Annotated in this window: 16 protein-coding genes and 1 tRNA gene; 6 read left to right on the top strand and 11 right to left on the bottom strand. The window is 72.0% G+C overall.

Annotated elements, in window-relative coordinates:
- Positions 1–3 precede the first annotated feature (3 nt).
- Together DP107_RS11220 and DP107_RS11215 are read right to left on the bottom strand one after the other, a co-directional pair.
- Positions 4–75, bottom strand: a tRNA-Thr gene (locus tag DP107_RS11220).
- A 66-nt stretch (positions 76–141) separates the two neighbouring features.
- Positions 142–795 (bottom strand): DUF7114 family protein, encoded by a 654-nt coding sequence (locus tag DP107_RS11215; protein WP_144262254.1) that lies wholly within the window; start codon positions 793–795, stop codon positions 142–144.
- Positions 796–854: 59 nt separating this feature from the next.
- On the opposite strand from DP107_RS11215, the gene DP107_RS11210 reads away from it, so the two are divergent.
- Positions 855–1,625, top strand: a complete 771-nt coding sequence (locus tag DP107_RS11210) for an enoyl-CoA hydratase/isomerase family protein (RefSeq protein ID WP_144262253.1) — start codon at positions 855–857, stop codon at positions 1,623–1,625.
- A 31-nt stretch (positions 1,626–1,656) separates the two neighbouring features.
- On the opposite strand, the gene DP107_RS11205 is transcribed toward DP107_RS11210, so the two are convergent.
- The 6 genes from DP107_RS11205 to DP107_RS11180 form a co-directional block, all read right to left on the bottom strand.
- A complete protein-coding gene (locus tag DP107_RS11205; protein ID WP_144262252.1) occupies positions 1,657–2,379 on the bottom strand; it encodes a ZIP family metal transporter in 723 nt (240 codons plus the stop codon).
- A 171-nt stretch (positions 2,380–2,550) separates the two neighbouring features.
- Positions 2,551–4,623, bottom strand: a complete 2,073-nt coding sequence (gene metG / locus DP107_RS11200; RefSeq protein WP_144262251.1) for a methionine--tRNA ligase — start codon at positions 4,621–4,623, stop codon at positions 2,551–2,553.
- A 76-nt stretch (positions 4,624–4,699) separates the two neighbouring features.
- The gene (locus DP107_RS11195; protein ID WP_394348541.1) at positions 4,700–5,353 is read right to left on the bottom strand and encodes a YqaA family protein; all 654 of its coding nucleotides are present in this window, start codon (positions 5,351–5,353) and stop codon (positions 4,700–4,702) included.
- Positions 5,354–5,403: 50 nt separating this feature from the next.
- On the bottom strand, positions 5,404–6,417 hold the full coding sequence (locus tag DP107_RS11190) for a prenyltransferase (protein WP_144262249.1): 1,014 nt from the start codon (positions 6,415–6,417) through the stop codon (positions 5,404–5,406).
- Between the two features lie 93 nt (positions 6,418–6,510).
- Positions 6,511–7,221, bottom strand: coding sequence for a phosphoribosyltransferase (locus tag DP107_RS11185; RefSeq protein ID WP_144262248.1), 711 nt, complete (start codon positions 7,219–7,221; stop codon positions 6,511–6,513).
- Positions 7,222–7,290: 69 nt separating this feature from the next.
- Positions 7,291–7,983 (bottom strand): DUF7095 family protein, encoded by a 693-nt coding sequence (locus DP107_RS11180; RefSeq protein WP_144262247.1) that lies wholly within the window; start codon positions 7,981–7,983, stop codon positions 7,291–7,293.
- A gap of 99 nt (positions 7,984–8,082) precedes the next feature.
- Between DP107_RS11180 and DP107_RS11175 the strand changes: the two genes are divergently transcribed.
- From DP107_RS11175 to DP107_RS11165, 3 genes are all read left to right on the top strand, one after another.
- On the top strand, positions 8,083–8,565 hold the full coding sequence (locus DP107_RS11175; protein WP_144262246.1) for a hypothetical protein: 483 nt from the start codon (positions 8,083–8,085) through the stop codon (positions 8,563–8,565).
- 62 nt (positions 8,566–8,627) lie between these two features.
- Positions 8,628–9,107, top strand: coding sequence for a CopG family ribbon-helix-helix protein (locus DP107_RS11170; RefSeq protein WP_144262245.1), 480 nt, complete (start codon positions 8,628–8,630; stop codon positions 9,105–9,107).
- Positions 9,100–9,825: a cob(I)yrinic acid a,c-diamide adenosyltransferase gene (locus DP107_RS11165; protein ID WP_144262244.1), complete on the top strand. Its 726-nt coding sequence runs from the start codon at positions 9,100–9,102 to the stop codon at positions 9,823–9,825. Before DP107_RS11170 ends, DP107_RS11165 begins: the two co-directional genes overlap by 8 nt.
- 432 nt (positions 9,826–10,257) lie before the next feature.
- On the opposite strand, the gene DP107_RS11160 is transcribed toward DP107_RS11165, so the two are convergent.
- The gene (locus tag DP107_RS11160) at positions 10,258–10,950 is read right to left on the bottom strand and encodes a hypothetical protein (protein WP_144262243.1); all 693 of its coding nucleotides are present in this window, start codon (positions 10,948–10,950) and stop codon (positions 10,258–10,260) included.
- Between the two features lie 181 nt (positions 10,951–11,131).
- Here DP107_RS11160 and DP107_RS11155 point away from each other — a divergent pair, with 181 nt between their 5' ends.
- Positions 11,132–12,322: a lactate 2-monooxygenase gene (locus DP107_RS11155; RefSeq protein ID WP_144262242.1), complete on the top strand. Its 1,191-nt coding sequence runs from the start codon at positions 11,132–11,134 to the stop codon at positions 12,320–12,322.
- Between the two features lie 35 nt (positions 12,323–12,357).
- On the opposite strand, the gene DP107_RS11150 is transcribed toward DP107_RS11155, so the two are convergent.
- Together DP107_RS11150 and DP107_RS20050 are read right to left on the bottom strand one after the other, a co-directional pair.
- On the bottom strand, positions 12,358–13,077 hold the full coding sequence (locus tag DP107_RS11150) for a hypothetical protein (RefSeq protein WP_144262241.1): 720 nt from the start codon (positions 13,075–13,077) through the stop codon (positions 12,358–12,360).
- A 214-nt stretch (positions 13,078–13,291) separates the two neighbouring features.
- Positions 13,292–13,462: a hypothetical protein gene (locus tag DP107_RS20050; RefSeq protein WP_185977273.1), complete on the bottom strand. Its 171-nt coding sequence runs from the start codon at positions 13,460–13,462 to the stop codon at positions 13,292–13,294.
- A gap of 333 nt (positions 13,463–13,795) precedes the next feature.
- On the opposite strand from DP107_RS20050, the gene DP107_RS11145 reads away from it, so the two are divergent.
- Positions 13,796–15,550, top strand: coding sequence for a MutS-related protein (locus DP107_RS11145; protein ID WP_144262240.1), 1,755 nt, complete (start codon positions 13,796–13,798; stop codon positions 15,548–15,550).
- Positions 15,551–16,143 lie beyond the last annotated feature (593 nt).

Below are 16,143 nucleotides of genomic sequence, written 5' to 3'. Positions count from 1 at the left end.
AAGAGCCTAGGCCGGAATTTGAATCCGGGGTCTCGTCCTTACCAAGGACGCGCTTTACCGCTAAGCTACCCAGGCACCGGCTACTGGTAGCCCAGTTCGATTCTTAGGCGTTTCGCTTCCGCCCGCCGCCGGCCGGCGGAATCAGTCGCCGCTCCCCTCGACGGCCCGTCCCTCCTCGGCGGTCGTGAGCCGCGTCAGGTCGGCCGTCATGCCGTCGAGGGCCTCCCCGGCCGGCGGGAAGCCGTCGGCCGGGAGCAGCGATTCGAGCACCCACTCACGGTCCGAGGGCGGCACGCCGCCACCGGCGGTGGTGCCGGCGACCAGCGCGAGGTCGAGCACGTCCCGCTCGAGGTTACGGTCCAGCGAGACGTCGTCGGCCTCGCGGCGGGTGGTCTGGCCGCGGCCGAAGGCGCGCACGACCGCGACGGCGCGGTCGGCCGCCTCCGTCCGCGCGAGCAGGTAGAACCCCCGGGCGACGAGCACGTCGGCCGCGAGGATCGCGATGTCGCCGCGGTCACTGTCGCCGTCGCTCCAGGGGTCCCCGTGGGCGAGGTCGCGGGTGACCCGGAGCCCGTCGTAGATGAGTTGGACCCCGGCCGCCCGCTCGACCAGCCCGTCGAGGGCCTCGAACTCGGCCGGGCCGTCGGGCGCGGCCGTGGCGGCCAGCAGGGTGAGCGCCCCTGGAACCGCCGACCCCTCGGCCATCAGGGACTCGATGTCCGACCGGAACCGGTCGGGCACCACGTCCGCGACGGCCTCGGTCGCGGCCCGACGGACCGCGGCGGCTTCCTCCATCGCCCGCGAGTACGCCGACGGAGGGCAAAGGCCTTTGGAAACCACCACCACCCCCGCCCATGAGCGATGCCGTCCGCGTCGCCGACGAGGGCGACGTCCGTGTCGTGACGATCGACCGCCCGGAGCGACGGAACGCCCTCAGCGGCGACGCGCTCGACGCGATCCGCGCGGCCGTACAGGACCCGCCGCCCGTGGTCCACCTCCGCGGCGCCGGGGACGCGTTCTGCTCCGGTGCCGACCTCGCCGAGGTCCGCCGGGTCGCCACGATGGTCGACGCCGCCGAGGGGGAGACGCCGATGACGCCCGACGAGGCCCGGGACGTGGTCGCGCCGTTCGTCCGGACGGGCCAGCGGACCACCCGGGCGCTCGCCGAGTGCGACGCGGTCGTCGTCGCCGGGGTCGACGGGGCGGCCCGGGGTGGCGGCGTCGAACTCGCACTGGCCTGCGACCTCCGCGTGGCGACCCCCGCGGCCTCGTTCGCCGAGAGCGGCGTCACCTTCGGCCTCTTCGGCGCCTGGGGGGGCACCGCCCGGCTCCCGCGCATCGTCGGCCAGGGCGACGCCCTCGACATCTCGGTCTCCGGCCGCGTCGTCGACGCCGAGGAGGCCCACCGGATGGGGCTCGTCCAGCGAGTCGTCACGGACCCCATGGCCGTGAGCGAGGAGCTGGCCGGCAACGACCCGGCCGCGATGCGGCTGGTCACGGAGCGGATTCGGGACGACCGCCCCGTCGAGGTCCAGGAGGAGCGGGAGGTCCGGGCGTTCGCCGAGCTGGTGGCCGAACACGCCGGGCGGCTGGGTTCGCACGCCGAGGAGGGCGACGGCGACTGAACGAGCGGACCGCGGCCAGACGGAGCCGCCTTCAGCCGATGATATCGAGGAGGAATATCGAGAGGAAGCCCACGAAGAACAGCGTCGTCGAGACCGGCGTCTGCGGGACCGAGTTCGCCTTCACCAGCAACTCCTCGGTGACGAGGTACAGCAGCGCCGCCGCCCCGAAGGCCAGGACGACGGCGATCGTCGTCCCGGCGGCGCCCTCCAGCGTGAGCACGCCGACCACCACACCGAGCGTCAACAGCGCGCCGAACGCCGCCGGCACCGCGACCTTCCGAAGCCGTCCCATCCCGTCCGGTAGCGCCACGACGGCGGCGACCCCGAGGAACAGCACCTCGATGGCGAGCGCCACGGCGATGATGATCCCCGTGGCGGCCTCCTCGATGAAGCTGACGCCGATGAGCACGCCGTCGATGAGCATATCGATGGCGATCGTGATGATGAGCCCGGCAGCCCCCGCGTATTCGCCGCCGACTCCTCGCTTCTCGATGGCCGTGCTGAGTCGGTGGATGCCGAGCATCGCTACGACGCCGACGGCGAATCCTGCCACGACGACCGTCGGCGACCGGTCGTGGATGTCCGGCAGCAACTCGGCAGCGACGGCGGCGAAGACGACACCGGCAGCGAAGTGCTGCACGTTGCTCTCCATCTGTGCTCCAGGCGCCCGGTAGACGGCGACCACCCCACCGACCAACGCGGCGACGACCGCCAGGCTCGTGTACGAGAGCGCCTGCGTGAGCGTCCCAGTCACAGGGTGCGTTCTCCCCGTCGGTGGATAAGCCCTGTGACACGCGACCGCACGCGAACCGGCGCCGCGCACGCCTGCCCGCCCCGGCGATTCACCCCCGGAGAACTCACACGGACCAGCACCGGACTGAGCGCCACCGAACGGCGTGGAGCCGGCTCCGGTAGCGACCCACCCTCACCGGATCTTCGTCCCGGGCGGGGAGTCGGCGTGGGTCGTCAGCAGGTCGGCCTCCTCGCCCGCCGCCAGCAGCATCCCGTTCGACTCGACGCCGAACAACTCGGACTTCTCCAGGTTGGCGACGAGGACGACCCTCGTGCCGGGGAGGTCGTCTACCTCGTGGAGCTGGCGGATACCGGCCACGACCTGCCGGGTCTCGACCCCGATGTCCACCTCCAGCCGGACGAGCTTGTCCGCGCCCTCGATGGGCTCGGCGGTCTCGATGCGCCCGACCCGGAGGTCGAGGTCCTGGAACGTGTCGAAGCTAACGCGGTCGTCGGTGATGGGTTCGAGGTCCATGGTCTCGGTGTCGTCGGTGGGCTCACTCTCCTCGTCGCTCGCGGATTCGGCGATGCGCTCGGCCAGCTTCTCGTTCAGCGTCTCGACGCGGTCGTCCTCGATCTTCGTGACGAGTTCGTCGGGCTCGCCGAACTCGGCGGCCGGGGCGTCGTGGGCGGCGTCCAGCGTGACCGCGTGGACGTCGCCGTCGGCGCCGACCTGGTCGTAGAGCCGCTCGGCGGTGTCCGGCGCGATGGGCTCGAACAGGACCGCGAGCGCGACCGACAGCTGGACGCAGTCGCGGATAACCTGCTCGGCGCGCTCGGGGGCCTCGTCGACGAGGTTCCAGGGCTCCTCGCGCTGGATGTACTCGTTGCCGAACCGCGCCAGGTCGAGGGCGGCCTCGCCGACCGCGCGGACGGAGTAGTCGTTGACCGCCGCGCGGAACGCCGCCAGCGCCTCGTCGATGCGGTCGGCCACCGCCTCGGAGACGTCCGTGTCGGGCGTGCCGCCGTAGTTGCGCTGGGCGAACAGCAGCGAGCGGTAGGCGAAGTTCCCCAGCGCGCCGACCAGTTCGCTGTTGACCCGGGACTGGAACTTGTCCCAGGAGAAGTCGACGTCCTGCTGGAGGCCGCCGTTGGTCGTGAGATAGTAGCGCAGCAGGTCCGGGTGGAACCCCTCGTCGAGGTACTCCCGGGCCCAGATGGCCCGGTTCCGGGAGGTGGAGAGCCCCTTCCCGTTGATAGTGATGAACCCCGTCGCAGCCACGGCGCGGGGCTCGGTGTAGCCCGCGGCGTGGAGCATCGCCGGCCAGAAGACGGTGTGGTGCTGGATGATGTCCCGGCCGATGACGTGGACGATCTCGCCGTCGTCGTCCGTCCAGACCTCCTCCCAGTCGTAGGTGTCGGCGCCGACGCGCTCGGAGTACTGCCTGGTGCTCGCGATGTACTCGATGGGGGCGTCCACCCAGACGTAGAGGACGAGGCCGTCCTCGCCCTCGCCCGCCTCGCCCGGGTAGTCGACGCCCCAGTCCATGTCCCGGGTGATACACCAGTCCCGGAGCTCGCCCTCGATCCACTCGCGGGGCTGGTTCTTCGCGTTCTCGGTCCCCTCCAGCCGGTCGATGAACCCCTGGAGGTACGCCTGGAGTTCGGAGACGCGGAAGAACCTGTGCGTGCGCTCGCGGTACTCCGCGGGGTTGCCGGTGACGGTCGACTCGGGCGCCTCGATCTCCCCGGGTTCGAGGTGGCGGCCACAGCCCTCGTCGCACTCGTCACCGCGGGCCCGCTCGCCGCAGTAGGGGCAGGTCCCCTCGACGAACCGGTCGGGCAGTGCCTGGCCCTCCTCCGGGTCGAAGGCGACCATGATCTCCTTCTCGTAGACGTAGCCCTCGTCCTCCAGCGTCCGGACGATGTCGCGGGTGAGCTCCGTGTTCGTCGCGTCGTCGGTGTGGCCGTAGTTGTCGAACTCGACGCCGAACTCCGGGAACGTCTCCTGGTACTGCTCGTGGTACTCCAGGGCGAACGACTCGGGGGAGACACCCGCCTCCGCGGCGTTGACGGCGATGGGGGTCCCGTGCATGTCGGACCCGCAGACGTAGGCGGTCTCCTGGCCCAGCTTCCCGAGCGCGCGGTTGTACGCGTCCGCGGCGACGTACCCCCGGAGATGGCCGACGTGGAGGTCGCCGTTCGCGTACGGCAGCCCACACGTGACGACGGTGGTCCCGTCGGTGGGGAACGGCTCGTGACTCATATCCCCAATCCGGGCGGGACCGGGCTAAAACCCGCCGGTTCGGTGGAACGGTCCCGTCGGCCGTCCGTCCGGGGCCTCAGAACAGGGCCAGCGCGCCCCTGAACACGGCCAGTACCAGGACCAGCCGCCCGGCGCTCCCGAGGAACGTCGCGGCCGCGAACCGGGCGTAATCCTCCTCCAGGACGGAGAACGCGTAGATGGAGAGCGTGTCGGGGAAACCCGGCACGCAGAGCGCCAGCGCGAGACCGGCGTAGCCGTAATCCTTCGCGAGCTGGACCGTTCGGCGCTCGGTCATCCCCACGACGTCGAACCGGGAGCTCCGGAGCCACCGGACGACGGGCCCGGCCTGCTTGGCCCCGTGACCGAGCGCGAACGCGAGCAGGCTCCCGGCCGCCTTGCCCGCCGCACTGACGAGGATGATGAGGGAGATCTCGGGCCAGTACCCCAGTCCGAGGTTCAGCGGGGTCGCGAGCACGACTTCGCTCGGCAGCGGCAGGATAAAGGCGATGAGGAAGCTGTAGACGAAGATGATGACCAGGCCGAGCGGCCCGGTCGCGGTCCTGACGGCGCGCTCCAGCGTCCGGAAGAGCCCGACGTGGAGGTCGGCGACGGGCAGCGGGCGTGGGAGCGGGGGTCCCGCCAGCCCGGACAGCGACCCGAGAAACTCGAGTGGCGCCGCCAGTGCGGGAGTCGGGAGGAGGAGGGCGGTGACGGCCGGCAGCGGATGCACTGTCATCCACTACCGAGCGCGGCAGTGTAAGTCTTGATGTCGGGCCCCGCTCACGCGGCACAGCCCGTCGCGACGCGGGCGGGGAGCCCGGCGACGACCGCCCACGCCACCAGCTGGGCGACGGCCGCGACCACCATCGCCGCGACGCTCGGGAACGGCCACTCGTCGCGGGTGTAGGTCGCCGCGCCCCAGGCCGCGAACGGGAGTGCCGCGAGCGTCGCCCCCGCCACGAGCGGCGGGAGGATTCGCCCCCACAGGGCGACCAGCGAGCCGCCGGCCACGGCCAGGCCGACGAGGTAGGCGCCCCGGAGCCGGCCGGGCGACCACCGCGTCGGCAGGGTCCGCTTCCCGACCGCGGCGTCGGCCCGCCGGTCGGGCCACTGGGTCGCCAGCAGGTTGAGGAACACGAGCGCCGCGAACGGGAGGACGGCCAGCAGGACCGCCGGGTCGAGCCCGCCGGCGAGCGTCGCCGCGCCGTACCTCGGCAGGAGGAGGCCGCCGAGTATCGCGTTATCGAGTTCGCCGAGTCCCCGCCAGGCCAGGGCGGGTGGCGGGAGCGAGTAGCCCCAGCCCAGGACCGCGATACCCGCCAACAGCGCGACCGCCGGCCCGGGGAGCTGCCCGGCCAGCCACGACCAGGCGGTCGCGAGCGCCCCGACCGCGCCCGTCACGAGCGCCGCGTCGCGGGCGAGCCGGCGGGGCAGGGCCGCGGCGTGCAGCCCGCCGCTCCCGCCGGAGAAGGGCGTCCGCTCGGTGAGCGCGTCCGTCCGGTAGTCGGCGTACTCGTTGGCGTAGTGGACGCTGGCCGCGGTCGGGAGCAGTGCGGCCAGCCCCACGAGCGCGACCGCCGGGTCGGGCGCCGCACCCCGCGCGATGGCGATGACCGCACCCAGCGCGTACACCGCGACGATGAGGAGCAGCTGGTCCGGGCGGCTCGTCGTCCACAGCGCCCACGCCACCGTCGCCGGGCCGGCGTCCCGAACCCGCCGCGGCGCCGTGTCGACCGCCGCGGGGTCGAGGTCGGACCGGTCACCGCGGGCGTCCCCGTCCGCCGGCGTATCCATACCAGCCGCTACGGCCCGACGCCCCTCAACCTGTCCGTGGGCGGCGGCCCGATGCGGGCGCGTGGCCGCCCCGTGGTCGTGGTCGCCCTCGCCCTACGCCAGCTGCCACTCCGGCGCGTCGGGACGGTCGCGGCCGGTCGGCTCCACGACGCCGCGCCGCTCGAGTTCGGTCAGCGCCTCGCCGAGCCGGCCGCCCTGGATGACCTCGAAGTGGACCCGGTCGACGCCGTGGTACTCGTAGAACAGGCGGTAGAGCTCGTCCTCGGAGAACCGTTTGCCGTCGGCGAGCGTCATCAGCCGCGGCACGAGGTCGCACATGTCCTCGAGGAAGTTCCACGGGTAGACCATCCAGGCGAACTCGTCGGGATGGGTGGCGACGAAGTCGAGGTCGGCCTCGCTGTCGGGGAGCAGCTGGAGCGCCCCGGTCCGCACCCCCGCGGGTCCGCCGTCGACGCCCTCGAGGTAGTCGACGGTGTGACCGAACGTCCGCCCGGTGTCGGCGATGTCGTCGACGACGAGCAGGTCCTTCCCCGCGACGGCGCCGTCCGAGAGCGGGTACCGGACCGAGGGGCCGTCGCCGGCGGCCCCGGTGCCGACGTAGTGTTCGACCTTCAGACTGATGAGGTCGTCCACGCCGAGGGAGTCACAGACGATGCGAGCGGGGACGAGACCGCCACGCGCGACGGCGACGACCGCGTCCGGGTCGTACGAGCCACGCACCTCGTGGGCCAGCTCCCGCGCGAGGCGGTCGACGTAGTCCCAGGTCAGCAGCCGACAGGGGAACTCGTCGGGGAGGTCGCTCATATCCGGAGTGGTTCGGGGGCCGGGATGAAAGACCCGTGGCTCGCAGGTCGGACCCGTCGATGGCGGCGGCTACACCACGTCGCCGCGGACGGTCCGCCCGTCACGCTCCCGCCGGCGGGCGTGGAGCTGGCCGGCCGCCGTCTCGGCCTCCTCGGGGTCCATCTCCAGCATCTCCAGCGCCTTCGAGAGGGTGGGGAAGACGAACTCGCCCTCGCGGAGCTTCCGGAACGCCTCGTCGCTCCGGACGCCGCCGTCCTCCGAGTCCACCCACAGGCAGGCCGCACGCGGGTCGAGCAGCTGGCCGTAGTCCTCCCGCGCCCGGGCGCCCCGCAGGCGCTGGGTGACGTTGTTCTCGAAGCCGGTGTTGCAGACCTCCAGATGGACCGGCTCGTCGCCGAACAGGTGCGCGGCGAGGCACTGCTCCGGGGCGGCGTGGCCGTTCGCGTTCGCCCGGAGGTGTTCCGGGTGTTCCTCGGCCCACGCGGCCGAGACGGTCTCGCCGACGCCGCGGATCCCGTGTGATTCGCGGAACGCCGCCTCCCGCTCCGGTTCGTCGCCGAACAGCAGGTCCTTCGTCAGGTACACTTCCAGCCGCTCGACCGGGTCCACCCCCAGCACGAGGTCGCCGGTCACCCACACCTCCCGGACCGGGACCGGCATGCGCTCGCGCTCGACCGTGTCCACCAGCTCGACGAGCCGGTCGACCGCGGCCTCGCGGCTCCAGCCCGCGGCCCCGCCCTCGTCGTCCGTGTCCTCGCTCATGCCCCGGGGTTCGGGGGCGAGCCACAAGGTTCGCTCGCTCCGGTGCCGCCGCCCCCGGCGTGTCAAGGGTTATACGCCCGGCCCTCCCAGCCGACGAGGATGGCCGGCCCCGCCCGGACGGCGCTGGAACTCCTCGTCGGCTACCGCCGGGGTCGGAGCGGGCGCTATCTCGCGTACGGCGCCCTCGTCGCCGGGCTCGCCTACCTCGTGGCGGCCGCCGCGTGGGGCGGTATCGCCGTGTTCGGTTTCGAGCGGTTCCGCGAGACCACACCGACCATCATGCTCGGTGTCTGCGGGCTGGCGGTGTTGCTCGCGCTGCTTCACGGGTACGTGAACGACGGCGTCGTCGTGGGCGCGGCCGTCGCGGTCGCGCCGCTCGCCGGCCTCCTGCTGTGGGGGTCGACCGTCGCCGGGCTCGACCTCCCGTCGCCGGCGGCGGGGCAGGCGGGGCTGGACCGGCTCGCGCTGTTCGGCGCCGGCGTCGGGAGCCTCCTGACGCTGCTCGGGACCGCCGTGGGCCGGCTCGTCAGCGGCGACCCCGAGCGCAACGTCCGGGAGGACCCGCCGACCGATGCGGATTGAACGAGGGTCGCCCGCCGCCGGTACCCCATTCCTTAATATCGAGACGACCCCGGGTTACTAACATGACCGTCGTGAGCATCTCGATGCCAGAATCGCTCGTCGACCGCCTGGACGAGTTCGCGGAGGAACACGGCTACACCGGCCGCAGTGAGGTCGTCCGCGAGGGGTCCCGGAACCTGCTCAGCGAGTTCGAGAACCGCCGGCTGGAGGGCCGGGACCTGCTGGGCGTCGTCACCGTCGTGTTCAACTACGAGACCTCGAACGCCGAGGAGCGGATGATGCAGCTCCGCCACGAGCACGAGTCCCTCGTCACGTCCAACGTCCACAACCACGTCGGCGACCACTACTGCATGGAGCTGTTCATCGTGGAGGGGTCGCTGGAGGACATCTCCGCGTTCGTCGGGAAGATCCGCGCGACCCAGGACACCCTCAGCGTCGACTACTCCGTCCTCCCGGTGGACGACTTCGACGGAGTGCTCGGCGAGGCCGCCGCGCCCGCAGCCGCCGAGGACGGCCACGCACACGGCGAGGACGATGCCTGAGGACGACACCTCCGACGACGGCTCCGGGACCGACACGTCGGCGGACCCGGCCGACGTGCGCGCCGGGACCCCGGGCGGCGGCGAACGGCCCGCAGCACGGGCCATCGAGCCGGCCGCGCCCGAGGAGTTCGGCCTCGTGCAGGCCTGGTGGGGCGACGGGAAGGGCAAGAGCACGGCCGCGTTCGGCATGGCGATGCGCGCGGTCGGCCACGGCTACCGTGTCCACGTCCTCCAGTTCATGAAGGGCGGCGCCGACTCCGTCGAGGACGTCCGCGGCGAGTACAACGCCATCGCCGCGCTGCCGGGGTTCAGCTACGAGAACCTGGGCCACTACGGCTGGCACGCGATGCCGGACGGGAGCGAGGAGCGCGACCACGCCGCCGAGGCCGCCGCCGGACTGGAGCGCGCCGAGGAGTTGGTCGCGGCGGCGGCCGACGCCGACCTCTCGACCCCGTTCGACCCCGCGGCCGACGCCGACGCGGGGATGCATATGCTCGTGCTGGACGAACTGCTGTACGCCGCCGAGCGGGAACTCGTCGACCCGGCCGCGGTCCGGGAGCTGGCCGCCTCGAAACCGGACGACCTGGAGCTGGTCCTGACCGGCGGCCACTCCCCCCCGGAGTTCCTCGACGACGTCCCCGACCTCGTGAGCGAGGTCCGCAAGCACCGGCACCCGTTCGACGACGGCCACCGGGCGCGCAAGGGGACGGAGTACTGAGCGCGGGTGAGCGTCAGTGGTGGGGGTCCGCCCGCCCCCGGCCCGTCGTCGTCCGCCGCCCGTCCGCCGCCACGGGGACTCGTGTGACCCGTGTCCGACGGCCGACACACGGTATGACACAAGGCCTATTACGGAGAGGGCGCCGGGGTGGGATGGAGGATGTGGGAGTCACACGCTCCGCTCCCCGGCCCCCGCGGTCGGTGACGCGGACACACGCACACACACTCCCTTTCGTTCGCCCCATCCCGCCGCGGTGGCGGGCCCGGGGTGGCTTCAGCGAACACCGAGCCACGGCGACAGCCGTAGCGACCGACAGCCGTGCCGGCGTGACCGTTACCGGCAGGAATGGGGTAGTATCGTCTAACTACGAATACCATACGTCAACGGTCCCGATATGTCGCGAAAACAGCGACTAATCCGAATACGCGCCACCTACCCCGGCGCCAGTCCGTACACGGTGAGGAACATCCCCAGGTAGAGCGCCCCGTTGATCAGCGTCGCCAGCGCGGCCGTCTTGGCCGACAGCGAGAGATACGTCTGCTGGTCGAGCCACTCGCGGAACGTCCGAGGCTCGCTGCGGTCCACGCGCCCGGGGGCCCGCTTCGTGTCCATCGCCCGGACGGGCGACGACTCGGCAGACATGGACGCGGCGGTCGTCGCGCCCGTGACCGCCGTGGTGGTCGACGGAGCGCCCGGTTCGGGGTCGGGGTCGTCGGGGGCCGCGTGAACCGCCGACCGCGCCGTCCCATCGGGTCGGTCCGGGAGCGGCCGGACCGCGGGCGTCGCGTCGCCGTCGTGCGACCGGGGGACGCGGGCGACGGCCGGGGTCCCCGGGTCCGGCGTGCGCGGCGCCGGTCCGTCCTCGACGGCGTGCGCGGCCCGGAAGCCGTTCGCCGCGAACGCGTCCTCCCCGGTCGGCTTCCGTGGTCCCCACTCGAACCTGTCGTCACCCTCCGGCGTCGCGCCCCACTCGAACGCGACCTCGTCGACCGACTCGTCCGGGTGTGCCAGTCCGGAGCAGGAGTGGTCCGACGGCTCGTGGTCGGCACAGAACGCCGCCCCGCAGCGGCCGCAGCTGAACAGGATGACATCGGCCGCGCCGCAGGTGACACACTGGTCAGCCATCACCGGTCAGACGGTGGCGGTCGACTTGAAGCTATACCCTCGATTCAGCCCGAGAGGGTATTAAATGAAATCGGATACGGCCGGGTCGCGGGTCATCAGTGCCGCGATATCCACCGGCCTCCCCCCTCGGCCGACTACCGGAAGGGCCACATCTAAGCGGGCCGGCGATATACGGTGGCGTATGTCGGACGCGCCGCGACAGGAGAACATCGGGAACGCGAAGCTGAAGGAAGTGTACCGGAAGGGGATGCTGGAGGACGAGACGCCGGACCTGCCCACCTCGTTCGAGGACATCCGGGACGCGGCCTGGGAGAACATGAGCGAGGAGGGCCGCGCCTACGTTCACGGCGGGGCCGGGAGCGACGAGACGTTCGAGCGGAACAAGGACTTCTCGAACTACCGTATCGTCCCGCGGATGCTGCGCGGCGTGGCCGAGCGCGACCTCTCGGTCGAGCTGCTGGGCGAGGAGCTGGACTGGCCGGTGATGATCACGCCGCTGGGCGTCCAGACCCTGCTCCACGACGACGCCGAGCTGGGGACCGCGGCCGCCGCCGAGGAGCTGAACGTCCCGCTCTGTCTCTCCTCGCTCTCCTCGACGCCGATGGAGGAGGTCGCCGAGGCGATGCCGACCACGCCGAAGTGGTTCCAGTTCTACTGGTCCTCGGACCGCGACGTGGCCCGCTCGTTCCTGCACCGGGCGGAGGAGGCCGGCTACGACGCCATCGTCCTCACGGTGGACGCGCCGACGCTGGGCTGGCGCGAGCGCCTCATCGACCGGGGCTACTACCCGTTCATGGCGGGCGAGGGCGTCGCCAACTACTTCTCGGACCCGGCCTTCCGCGACTCCCTGGCGGAGCCGCCCGAGGAGAACCCGGACGCGGCGGTCGACCACTTCCTCGACATCTTCGGCGACAGTTCGCTCACCTGGGACGACCTCTCCTTCGTCTTCGAGAACACGGACCTACCCGTCGTCATCAAGGGCGTGCTCCACCCGGAGGACGCCCGGCTGGCCATCGAGCACGGCGCCGCGGCGGTGGACGTCTCCACCCACGGCGGCCGCCAGGTCGACGGCTCCATCTCGGCCATCGAGGCGCTCCCGGACGTCGTCGACGAGGTCGACGGCGAGGTCCCGGTCATGTTCGACTCCGGTGTCCGGCGCGCGAGTGACGCGTTCAAAGCCATGGCGCTCGGGGCCGACACGGTCATGCTCGGTCGACCGTACGCCTACGGCCTGGCGATGGCGGGCCAGCGGGGTGTCCGCCACGTCGTGGAGAACTTCCTCGCGGAGTTCGACCTCACGATGGGGCTGGCGGGCTGTTCGAACGTCGACGAGATCGGCCGCGACCGGCTGAAGCACGAGCGGGAACTGTAACGGCATCCCGCCGACCCGACTCCTTCGCTCCGACCCTACAGCTCCAACCGCTCGGCCGTGTCGGTCAGCTCGGCCACGTGCTCGTTGTACGCCGCGACGAACGCGGCCACGTCGGGGGCCAGCTCCCGCAGGTCCGGCACGCTGGGCGGGCCGTACTGCGAGAGGAGGTAGACGACGTCGCTGCCGCCGACCCGGAGGTACGACACCTGCGCGCCGTCGCGCTTCAGCTCCCAGCGCGAGCCGCCCACCCGCGCGGTGAACGTGCCGTAGTCGTCGCCCTCGTAGCGGTCCAGCTCGCCGACCATCGCCGTGCAGACCTCCCGGATACGCGAGAGGACGCGCTCGCGCTCGGCCACGACGTCGGCGGTCGAGGCCGGCTCCGGGAACTCCGTCGGCGCGTCGTCAAGCGCGCCGCCGAGCGAGGCCACCCACGCGTCGAACGACCGGACGAAGGCGGCGTAGTCCCCCGCGGCCAGCGCCAGCGCGTCCGGTTCCGGGGGCTGTTTGGTGGAGACGACGTACACCGGCTCCCCCGAGCGGGGCTCGAACAGCAGGAACTCGACGTCGCCGGCCTCGTACTTCAGCGTCCACTCGCCGGCGTCCGTGCGGAAGCTCCGCCGGCCGTAGTCCCCGCCCTGCAGGCGGGCGAGCGAGCGGGCGAGGTCGCTCGCATGGTCCCGGATGGCGGCCGCCACCTCGTCGCGTCGCTCGGCCACCGCCTCGGTATCGGTCGAGAGGTCCGGCAGGTCCGTCACAGACGTTTCTGGCGCGGAACGGGCCTTAGGGTTGCGGTCGCGGGCGATACCGGTGCCGGGCGTCCGACGCACTAGCCGCGATCCCGTGCCGGAGTGCCGACCGAGATCTCCCCGGCTCACGACGAGCGTGCGCGGGGTTCGAGGAGTACGAGCCACTGCGTACGGCTGTCGCTCGTGGCTGTTGCGTCAAAAAGAACCGAAGGTCACCGCCGACTCACTCCTCGTCGTCCTCACCTTCGCCGCCGTCGGTGAGGATCTCCGCGTCATCGGCCGGTTCGTCCTCGAGGAAGGACGGCTGCCCCGAGTCAGCCTCCTCTTCCGGTTCCTCGTCGAACTCGTCGGCCGTCTCACTGGACCAGTCGCGGGGTGTGAATCCGTGGCACATTGCGGATTAACGGAATGGTTCTACACGTTTAATCCCTCCGTCCGATTGCACCGGTGTCGAGCGGTTCCGGCGCGGGCCGGAGGGTTCGTGTGGGCGGGGGCCGTAGCGGGTAGTATGTCCGACCTGCTCATGTGTGAGTCCTGCGGCGAGACGTTCGACCACGACCCGACGGCGTTCTGGGCGACCTGCCCGGACTGTGGGCGACGGTTCCCGACGCGAGCCGGCTGCTGTTAGCCGGTGGACGGCCGTCGCGGCCTGTCCGACCCGAAGCAGGGGGCGACCGGCGCGTGGATGCCGGCAGTCCTAACACGTCGCCGCGACTCCCACCGGCCGATGCGACTGGAGGACTACTGGGGTGTCGGACCCAAGACGGCCGCCCTGCTGCGCGAGGAGCTGGGGGAGACGCGCGCCATCGAGGCCATCGAGTCGGTCGACTCGCGGACGCTCGCCGAGGCGGGCCTCCCGCGTGGCCGCGCGACCCGCATCCTCCGCCGGGCCGCGGGCGGCGAGGGGCTGGACCTGCTCGCGACGCGGGATTCCCGGGCCGTCTACCGCGACCTCGTGGCGCGTATCGAGGCGTTCGCCGTCACGGACGGTGCTGCCGACCGGATCCGCGTGCTGACGCCGCTGGCGAACCGTGAGGCCATCGCCGACCGGCTGACCGAGACGATGACCGCGGTCGACTCCTGGCGGGCGCTGGACGACGACACCCGCGAGGCAGTCCTCGCGGCCTTCGAAGCGCGCGGCGACGGCGAGGTCGACGCCGCGGAGACGGCGCTCGCCCTGCTCGATGCCGGCGTCTCCGAGGGCGTCTTCGCCCCGCTGGCCGACCTCGACCGCGCGGCCCTGGCCGACGCGACGCGGGCGCTCCGGGCGCTGGGCCGGGGGGGCGACGGCGAGGGCGGACGGGTCGCCCGCGGCGCCGACGACGAACTCGACCGGCTGCGCGACGCCCTCGGCCGCGCGGAGGACATGCGCGCGGACGCCGAGTCGGTGCTCTCGGCCGTCCGCGAGGAGGCCCGCGACGCTGGCGAGTTCCGCGGGGTGCTCCGCCGCCACGTCGTCCGCGAGGCCGACGTGGACGACGCGGTCGTCAGCGAGGCACTCCCGGCGGACGCGACCGCGGCGGACACCTTCGTCACGGAGTCGCTCCGGGCGCTGGTCGACACGCTGCGGGCCCGCGCCGACGAGCGCGAGCGCGAGGTCCGCCAGGACCTGGAGACCGACCTCGACGCGGGCCGCGAGACCGTCGACGCCGCCGTCGATACCGTCGACGACGTGGCGCTTTCCGTCTCGCTGGCCCGGTTCGCCGTCGCGTTCGACCTCACGGAGCCCGAACTGGTCACGGGCGGGACGACCCTGGCCGTCGAGGGGGCGCGCAACCTCGACCTCGCCGCTGCCGACGCCGCGGTCCGACCAGTCGACTACGGGCTCGGCCCGCACACGCTCGCTATCGGGGCGCCGGCTGACGACCGCGTGGCCGTCCTCACCGGCGCGAACTCCGGCGGGAAGACCACGCTGCTGGAGACGCTCGCGGGCGTCGCGCTGCTGGCACACATGGGCTTGCCCGTCCCCGCCGAGCGCGCGCAGGTCTCGGTCGTCGACCGGCTCGTCTTCCACCGCCGGCACGCCTCGTTCAACGCCGGCGTCCTCGAATCCACCCTCCGGTCGGTCGTCCCGCCGGTCACCGAGGCGGGCCGGACCCTGCTGCTCGTCGACGAGTTCGAGGCCATCACGGAACCCGGGAGCGCCGCGGACCTGCTCCACGGCCTGCTCACGCTCGCCGTCGAGCGCGGGGCGCTGGGCGTCTTCGTCACCCACCTCGCCGGGGACCTCGAACCGCTCCCGACCGCCGCCCGCACCGACGGTATCTTCGCGGAGGGGCTGACGACGGATCTGGACCTGGAGGTGGACTACCAGCCCCGGTTCGGGGCGCTCGGGCGGTCGACACCGGAGTTCATCGTCTCGCGGCTGGTGGCCGAGGCGAGCGACCCGGTGGAGCGCCAGGGGTTCGAGACGCTCGCCGCGGCGGTGGGCCAGCAGGCGGTCCAGCGGACGCTTGCTGATGCGGAGTGGAGCGAGGAGTAGCGAGGATTATCGAGATGAATTCGATTTGGACGACAGAAACATCGGATAAATTATTTTAGCCGAGCTTTAAGCAGAAAACGGTGTAGTATACCTCCTGGAAGCCCCGGCGGGCTCGGGTCGAGGGCCTCGCTGTCGTCGGGCTACGCCCGACTGCAAGCGGGACGGAGTCCCGCTCTGTCTCCGAGAATCGAAGGTTTTCAGGAGTGAGCGGAGCTCCGCGAGCGACGAGTGACCTGCGGTCCCTCGGTATGACGAGAGAGCGAAGCTCTCTCGAACCACGCGCTTCCTGTTCCAGGCATGCGGCGTGCTCGCTTCACTCGCACGCCGTTCCGGGCCTGCAGCCCAGTGCTTGCGTCGGCCGTCTTCCCCGAGCCCGCCGCCCCTTCCATTCCCGCCCGGTGGTCTGTGGAGGGTCGCGGTGTGCCTGCCCTTCCCCGGGTCGCGCGGGTTCGCTACGCTCACCACGCGCTCACGGCCGGGGAGTGGTTGGTCGCCCGGCTGGTTCCGCCATATGGAAGCGCGCTCACGCCGCAGCCGTGGAGGCCGTTCGGGAGAACGAAGCTCTCTCGTGATCATGAAAATCTTCGATTTTC

The organism is Haloglomus irregulare (assembly GCF_007421925.1).
GTDB lineage: Archaea > Halobacteriota > Halobacteria > Halobacteriales > Haloarculaceae > Haloglomus > Haloglomus irregulare.
The sequence above is the reverse complement of the archived record's forward strand: the minus strand, read 5'-3'. Positions and strand labels throughout refer to the sequence as shown.